Consider the following 7,516-nt stretch of genomic DNA (forward strand, 5'->3'; position numbering starts at 1 on the left):
GAAAGGCAGCTTGCGCTCATCCAGACATTCGCCGATCAAGCCGTGATCGCTATCCAGAATGCGCGGCTGTTCAACGAGGTGGAGGCGCGCACGCGCGACCTCACAGAGGCGCTGCAGCAACAGACCGCAACATCAGAAGTCCTGCGTGTCATCAGCAGTTCGTCCGGCGAACTTCAGCCGGTGTTCAAGGTCATGCTCGACAACGCCTTGAAAATCTGCGAGGCATCGTACGGCAACATGTTGCTTTGCAGCGGCGACGGGCTTGAGGCGGCAGAACTCCATAACACGCCGCCCGCATTCGCAGAGTTGTTCAAGCGCGGACCGCTTGTGCCGCCACCCGGAACGGCGCTCGGCCGGGTCATGGCCACCAAAAAGGTCGTCCTTATTCCGGATATCCTGGCCGAGAGTGGTGGTAGGCAGACCCCTTTGCGCGTCGTCACCGCCGAAAGCATGCGGGCTCGGACCTTGCTTGCCGTCCCGATGCTCAGGGAGAGCGAGCTGGTTGGCGTCATTGTCATCTATCGCCAGGAAGTGCGCCCGTTTAGCGAAAAACAGATTGAGCTTGTCACGAATTTCGCCGATCAGGCGGTGATCGCCATCGAGAACGCCCGTCTGCTTAATGAGTTGCGCATGCGCACGGAGGAGCTGTCGCAGTCCCTCGACGATCTGCGCGCCGCGCAGGGCCGCCTGGTGCAGACGGAGAAACTCGCCTCGCTCGGTCAGCTCACCGCTGGCATTGCGCACGAGATCCAGAACCCACTCAATTTCGTCAACAATTTCTCGGCGCTGTCGGCGGAACTGACCGACGAGCTGAACGATTTGCTCAAGCCGGTCGCGATGGATGGCAAGGTCCGGGGTGAAGTAGACGAATTGACCGGCTTGTTAAAGGACAATCTCGAAAAGGTAGTCCAGCACGGCAAGCGCGCCGACTCCATCGTGAAGAACATGCTGCTGCATTCGCGCGAGGGCTCCAGAGAGCACCGGCCTGCGGATATCAATTCGCTTCTCAATGAGAGCCTCAATCTCGCCTATCACGGCGCACGAGCAGAAAAAGGCGAGTTCAATATCAACCTGCAGCGCGACTTCGATGCGGACGCTGGTACAATCGAACTATTTCCCCAGGAGATCACCCGCGCATTTCTTAATCTGATCGCGAACGGCGTCTATGCGGCGACCAGGCGCAAGACCGAGTATAAAGAACCTGGTTTTGAACCAACCCTCCGGGCCACCACCAAGAACCTCGGAACTACCGTGGAAATTCGCATTCGCGACAACGGCACCGGCATCCCGGCCGAGGTGCAGCAAAAGATGTTCAACCCGTTCTTCACAACCAAGCCAGCCGGTGAAGGGACTGGACTTGGTCTCTCAATGACGCATGACATTATCGTGAAACAACACGGCGGCAGAATTGACGTTGCGATCGAGCCCGGTGTGTTCACCGAATTCATTATCGTCCTGCCGAGGAAGAGCATCGTTTTGGACAGGGAACAAGGTGAGACGTGAGCGTTCTAGTCCTTGTGGTCGACGATGAGCCCGACGCCGAGGCATTGTTCCGTCAGCAGTTCCGCCGCGACTTGCGTGCGGAACGCTTTGTAATGGACTTCGCTGCCTCGGCATCAGGCGCATTGGTACGTGCGGCGAACGCGACGGAGCAGGCACCAGTATTGGTATTTTCGGACATCACACATGCCAGGGATGACGAGCCTAGAGATGTTGCCTAGAATGAAGGAAATCCGGCCTGACGTTCCCGTTTTTCATGATCACGGCTTACGGCGACGACGACACCAAACGCAAAGCAATTGAAATGGGCGCAGAGGGTTTGCTCACCGAACCCATCGACTTCACCTTGTTGCGAGAGCAGATCGATACGCCGTCAGTTTGCTCGGTGAAAGGCCCTGTCCGGAGTTGGGGGTAAAGCTGACTTGCCAGTTGAGCCCCTGGCTTCTCTGTTTGATGCTGGCTCCTCCACCGGCACATGGGTGCCATGGATGTGGGCGCTGTTAAGGCTCCCACGATTCAGAGGAGCGAGTCATGCAGACGATAACGACTATCGGTTTAGATATCGCCAAGTCGGTTTTCCAGGTTCACGGCGTTGACGCTGGCGGCCAAGTGGTCGTTCGCCGGCAATTGAAGCGTCGCTATGTCCTGATATTCTTCCAAAAGCTGTCGCCGTGTCTGGTCGGTATCGAAGCCTGCGCCTCGGCGCACCATTGGTCACGCGAGCTCCAGGCACTTGGTCACACCGTCCGGCTAATGCCGCCAGCCTACGTGAAGCCCTACGTCAAGCGGCACAAGAATGACGTGACTGACGCAGAGGCTATTTGTGAAGCAGTCACCAGGGCCAACATGCGGTTCGTACCGACCAAGACCCCCGAGCAGCAAAGCGGCTTGGTATTGCACCGCACGCGCCACATGTTCATCCGTCAGCAGACCTCGGTGATCAATGCGATCCGAGCTCATCTTGCCGAGTACGGGATCGTTGCGCCCGTCGGCCGTCACGGCGTCGAGGAGCTGCTCACTGTCGTCGCCGATGTGAGCGACGGAAGGGTTCCAGAGATAGCTCGTGCGTGTCTCTCGGCACTCGGGGCTCAACTGCGCAGGATGAAGGAGCAGATCCTGGAGTTCGACCGGCTGATCAGGGCATGGCATCGCTCCAACGAAATGAGCATGCGGCTCGAAGAAGCCCCCGGCGTCGGTCCAGTGCTGGCCACTGCTTTGGTCGCTGCCGTTGCTGATCCAAAGTCCTTCCGATCAGGGCGCAACTTCTCGGCCTGGATCGGTATGGTACCGAAACAGCACTCCACTGGAGGCAAGAACAGGCTCGGCAATATAAGTAAGCAAGGTGACCGATATTTGCGCGGCCTGTTTGTGGCCGGCGCGCTTTCTGTCATCCGCTACGCCAAGATCCACGGCACCAGACACCGGCCCTGGCTCACGGCCTTGCTGGCCAGGCGGCCGACCAAGGTTGCGGCTATCGCGCTCGCCAACAAGGTCGCGCGGATGGTCTGGGCCATGATGGCCAGGGGCGAGCGATACAAGGAACCCGTCGCGCTTGCGCGATAAACGAAATCGCGCCGGGCAGGGAGGGCGGACAGCACGTATTGCAGAGCCGGTCGATCCGGCGATCAGGACAACCCACTTGGGTCAAAGCATTGTTAAATGCGTCAGTTTGATTGGGACCTGATCCGCGGAGGGCATTATGGCCAGCGGTCATGTGAACCGCACCTAAAGGCCGAACGCATGGCTGCACCGACCAATGCTGCAAACGTGAAGAAAGTCCTTGCCAACCCGGAGCCGTCCACACATGACCCACAGCGGACCTGCATGTGTGCGGATGGGGTCGGAGCCCATTCGGCAGTTCAAGAGCACGGCCCGCCTGCTCAGAGAGCGTCATAGTGCCCGTGCGATTGCGCTCCACCAGATTTTTCACGACAGTATGCTGGGCGGGGCCGCCGGGCTTTCCCGCCTTCACCCGGAGAGGAGACGCATGGAGTTCGCTCATGTGTATGATGTACTTCGAGGACTTCAATGTTGGAGATAGTTGGACGTCGGCGGAGTACACCGTCGATCACGAGGAGATGCTGGCCTATAATCGCGCAAACGACCCGTGGCCGATTCACGTCAATCCAGAGGCAGCCGCCAGATCGTCGTTTGGCGGATTGATCGCCAGTGGCGGCTACACAATCACTCTGATGTACCGGCTGTCCCATGAAATAGTGAATCAGCCGGATCGGATTTGGGCCTTCTTGGGAGGCTTCGACTGGCACGTTAAGTTTGTCGAGCCCGTTCGTTCAGGTGACCGGCTGCACGAACGCATCACGATTCTCGAGAAACGTTTGTCGAGCAAGCCGGGACGAGGCCTCGTCAAGCACCTCATCGAAGTGATCAATGATCGAGAACGCGTGGTCTTATCTATTGAGAGCACCATTCTGATCGCCACTAACTCCCAGTAGCGAGTTGATGACGGGAAATTCGCGTAACGCAAAGTGGCAGCCACAAATCCGTTAGTGGGCACAAAACGAACCGGCCGTGCCGGTCGGTTGATGTCCGTTGATCGGGGACAACGCGGAAGTGCGTTGAGGGGTTGTCGAGGGAGCTTTTGACCAAAGCGGACATTAGCTCGCCGGGACCGAAGCCAACGATTACGCCGCGCCTGTCACCCGAGTGTCGATCACATTGCGAAGCGCAACAAAATCGACGGGCTTTGTCAGTAGTGCCTCGGCGCCGCCTTCCAGGGCTTTTCGTTTGGTCTGGTCGTCGCCATAGGCGGTGATCATAATGACGGGAACGTCCGGTCGTAGCGCTTTCGCCTTCGGCAAAAGTTCAAGGCCAGTCATTCCCGGCATGTTGATGTCGGAAAGGATCAGGATCAACGATGCACCGGCTGCATCACTGATGCGTTGTAGGGCGCTAGCCGCCGAGTTCGCAAATTCCATCGCGAAGCGGTTGTCGCGCAGATCGCGTCTGAATTGCTGGCGAAACAGGATTTCTACGTCGGGCTCGTCGTCAACAACGAGAATAAGCAAGCTCATGAATTTACTCCGGCGCGGTCACCTTCTCTTTGGCTTGTCGCACTCCATCGTTGTGTCGTACGCCATGCTTTCCCCGGGCCAGTACGCCATCACAACAGCGTCCGCGAGGTTGGCGACTTGGTGCCCTCGGGTTGCTTATCGATCACCCTCCTAGTGCGCCGCGCGAGCGGACTCGTTCAAGGCTTGGAGGTTCCTCGACGAGTCCGCAACCGCCGCCGCTGCCGGTTTCCGGCATAGGAGAGCCTACCCTTCATTCCAGCTTCGTCTCTACATTAATGGACAAGAAAAGCGAGAACCTGCGCTGTGTGGCAATTAAGTGACCCTAGTTCGCGCCGTTCTCGGTACCGGCGACCGATTCTACGCTGAACTGGTCATCGTCTAACAAGGCTCGAATTGCCCTTGCCCTTCACGTTGGCACGGACCAGACCAACTGGGTCGGTCTAACGATGTCCGTTGCTCGGGGTAGACCGGAAGTGGCTGGCTATGGCTTAGACCGACGCGATTGACCCACAGCGGACATTGGGACGCAGGTTCCCGGGCCGATGGCCTGGCCTTTATTGCTCGCCGCCCTGCGCCAAAATGCTAATCTCCGGATAAAGAGCATCCTTTGAGGAATCAATGAGACGGCGCGAGTTCATGACTCTCTTAGGCGGTGCGACGGCGTGGCCGCTCGCGGCGGGCGCCCAAGAGGCGGGTCGCATCTATCGCCTTGGGGTTTTGAGTCCCGGGCCGAAGGCGGCGCCGTTTAACGCTGCATTTTTTGACGAGCTCCGCGTGTTCGGCTTCGTCGACGGAATGAATTTGAAGGTTAATGGCGACGGCTTTGGTCTGCGTGACGAGCAACTCGCCGAAACCGTAACGGCGATGGCTAAATCCCCGCCAGATGTCATTTTCTGTGCCGCAGTGACCCACATGCGCGCCGCACAGGAGGCGATGCCCGTCGTTCCTATTGTTGGCCTCGCCACTGACATGGTTGCGACTGGGCTGGTGAAATCGCTTGCGCGTCCTGGCGGCAACATCACTGGCATCAGTCTTTTTTCTCCCGAACTTAACGGCAAGCGGCAGGACATAATGATTGAGGCGGTGCCCGGGGCTCGCCGGATGGCGATGCTGGCGGAGGCGACAGGCACCGAGCCACAGCAACTCAAGGCACTTCAAGATGCGGGCCGGGCGCGCGGCATTGAGATTGCGATTTTTACCATCCGCACGCCCGAGGAAATCGCGCCAGCGACGAACGAGATCAAAGCGTCGGGCGCCGCCGCTATTAATGTGCTGTCGTCGCCGCTGTTGTACGTCAATCGTCGCCTCGTGATCGAGCGTGCCGCCGCGCTGCGGCTTCCGGCTATCTACGAATGGCCTGAAATGGCGGAAGAAGGTGGCCTTATCGCATATGGCGCTCGCTTGTCCGGCATCTCTCGCCAAGCGGCGCGGATGGTCATCAAAGTGTTGCGTGGCACCAAACCCGCCGTCATTGCGGTCGAGCAACCGACAAACTTCGAAATGGTTATCAACCTCAAGACCGCGCGAGCGATAGCCCACGAAATTCCGGCCGGGTTAGTGCTGCGTGCAGACAAAATCATAGATTGAACCGTATATGCATGGCGCCTATTGGCACTTTGATGGCACGGTTTGGTGTACGTGAATGACTGGGCCTAAGCCCATCCTAGCGTGCCACGGCGTTACGTAAGGCAATGGTCTGTGTCGAGGCTGCACCGCAAACGCATCACTGAGCGGGGTGAATGGCCACCGGCATTTGGGCCTGGGTCGACGATCAGGCTTGCTATGCGCCAAACGAGGTGGGTCTAATCGACTGCAAATCTCAAGCTCAGGTGCCGAACCGTCCTCCAGAGGGCACCTGACGGGTGGCCGAACGGGCACGCGGGCGGCTCGCTAACGCACGTAATTACGTCTTCGCGTTTTCCCTGTCGGGTATAGGTACAGCCCTTAGCGCAGGCGATTTCGCTTTCGGGCTTGGGGCGTCAACAACCAAGCTGTCAAATTCCATCTCAGGCGTTGCTTTTATAACCGCTTCTTTTGGCAAGCTATCAGACGGCTCGTACCACGGTGGCTTTTCATCGCACCTCCCTCAAGCGCTTGCGCCATCAACAGCCCAATCTCTCCGCCAGTCAAAGGAACGAGCGCTCCGCCCTCGTTTTTGTAAAGCTGAGGGCAGAAATACAGCGCGTGTATTCGCGGATCATATCCATCGACAACAAGAAAGTGCTCCGTTTTGCCGAACAACTTCCGCCTTTTGACGAGCTTCCGCTCCTGCGTAGTCAATGCAACTCGGAGCTTGTCGCGTTCGTGGCCTACAATAGTCGACGCTTCTAACAAGACGAGCCAATCCCGCGTCTTGGTATTATCGGCATGAATTGGGACGAGATTACCCTGCGTATTGAAGATGCTCATAAGCTAAACCTCTAAGCCCACTGCGTCGGCAACTCGCTCATCGCCGCTCTGGTTCCCGATAATCTAAGTCAGCATCCAGCATCGCTGGGTCAACTCGACACCGATCCGGTTCTGTTTGATCATCTTACAGGTCTGAACGATCCGATCTCGCTCTGTCATCAATTGGAAGCAATTCGGGATGCACGAGGCGTCGGGAACCTCCAGGGCCGCACCGTCATCGGACATATTTGCAATTCGACACCGTGTGCTCGACCCCGATGCCGAATCTAGGCCATTTCGTCAACGTCGGTCCGCAGGGACTGCGCTCGTCGATCATCAAGGTTATCTAGCAGAACGAAACGCCAAGGCGCGCTTCTTTTCGCCATATGACGGTGCAGGAATAGATTTTCTTTTTTCGTACAGCGATCAAAGTGAACTGATCGGGGACAAAACTTTGGGCGTCTGCATCCAACGCAGCGCCGATTTCCGAAAGATTACGGATAACGCAGGGGACAGAACAGTCGCCGAACCTGATTAAACCGCTATCGAGGACTTTGCGGCGCGGCGTGCTACGTGCTTCGGTATCCGCTGTTGCG

General features: G+C 57.8%; 7 protein-coding genes and 1 pseudogene. 5 read left to right on the forward strand and 3 right to left on the reverse strand.

The genetic code is table 11. The features are described from left to right. The 4 genes and pseudogenes from JQ575_RS43320 to JQ575_RS43335 all read left to right on the forward strand — a co-directional run. Nucleotides 1–1,503: sensor histidine kinase (locus JQ575_RS43320; RefSeq protein WP_212039250.1), on the forward strand; the 1,503-nt coding region annotated here is incomplete at its 5' end. Beyond that, nucleotides 1,500–1,915 (forward strand): annotated as a pseudogene (locus JQ575_RS43325) (response regulator). The gene JQ575_RS43320 and the pseudogene JQ575_RS43325, both read left to right, overlap by 4 nt. Before the next feature lie 116 nt (nt 1,916–2,031). After that, nucleotides 2,032–3,063 carry an IS110 family transposase gene (locus tag JQ575_RS43330; protein WP_212039251.1) on the forward strand — a complete coding sequence of 344 codons (1,032 nt, stop codon included), beginning with the start codon at nt 2,032–2,034 and terminating at the stop codon, nt 3,061–3,063. 437 nt (nt 3,064–3,500) lie between these two features. Beyond that, a complete protein-coding gene (locus JQ575_RS43335) occupies nt 3,501–3,953 on the forward strand; it encodes a MaoC/PaaZ C-terminal domain-containing protein (RefSeq protein WP_212039252.1) in 453 nt (150 codons plus the stop codon). 189 nt (nt 3,954–4,142) lie between these two features. Here the strand turns inward: JQ575_RS43335 and JQ575_RS43340 are convergent, their stop codons facing one another. Beyond that, on the reverse strand, nt 4,143–4,532 hold the full coding sequence (locus tag JQ575_RS43340; protein WP_212039253.1) for a response regulator: 390 nt from the start codon (nt 4,530–4,532) through the stop codon (nt 4,143–4,145). A 618-nt stretch (nt 4,533–5,150) separates the two neighbouring features. On the opposite strand from JQ575_RS43340, the gene JQ575_RS43345 reads away from it, so the two are divergent. Further along, nucleotides 5,151–6,119, forward strand: a complete 969-nt coding sequence (locus tag JQ575_RS43345) for an ABC transporter substrate-binding protein (RefSeq protein ID WP_212039254.1) — start codon at nt 5,151–5,153, stop codon at nt 6,117–6,119. A gap of 432 nt (nt 6,120–6,551) precedes the next feature. Here the strand turns inward: JQ575_RS43345 and JQ575_RS43350 are convergent, their stop codons facing one another. Together JQ575_RS43350 and JQ575_RS43355 are read right to left on the reverse strand one after the other, a co-directional pair. After that, nucleotides 6,552–6,941: a hypothetical protein gene (locus tag JQ575_RS43350; protein WP_212039255.1), complete on the reverse strand. Its 390-nt coding sequence runs from the start codon at nt 6,939–6,941 to the stop codon at nt 6,552–6,554. 325 nt (nt 6,942–7,266) lie between these two features. Next, a partial coding sequence (locus tag JQ575_RS43355; RefSeq protein WP_249167309.1) for a PilZ domain-containing protein occupies nt 7,267–7,516 on the reverse strand: 250 nt, incomplete at its 5' end.

The sequence above is a fragment of the Bradyrhizobium sp. JYMT SZCCT0428 genome (assembly GCF_018131075.1).
Classification (GTDB): Bacteria; Pseudomonadota; Alphaproteobacteria; order Rhizobiales; family Xanthobacteraceae; genus Bradyrhizobium.

Bases quoted from the DNA above. Each gene is read 5' to 3' on its own strand.
- JQ575_RS43335 (WP_212039252.1), top strand. From the start codon at position 3,501: ATGTGTATGATGTACTTCGAGGACTTCAATGTTGGAGATAGTTGGACG.
- JQ575_RS43330 (WP_212039251.1), top strand. From the start codon at position 2,032: ATGCAGACGATAACGACTATCGGTTTAGATATCGCCAAGTCGGTTTTC.
- JQ575_RS43340 (WP_212039253.1), bottom strand. From the start codon at position 4,532: ATGAGCTTGCTTATTCTCGTTGTTGACGACGAGCCCGACGTAGAAATC.
- JQ575_RS43345 (WP_212039254.1), top strand. From the start codon at position 5,151: ATGAGACGGCGCGAGTTCATGACTCTCTTAGGCGGTGCGACGGCGTGG.
- JQ575_RS43350 (WP_212039255.1), bottom strand. From the start codon at position 6,941: ATGAGCATCTTCAATACGCAGGGTAATCTCGTCCCAATTCATGCCGAT.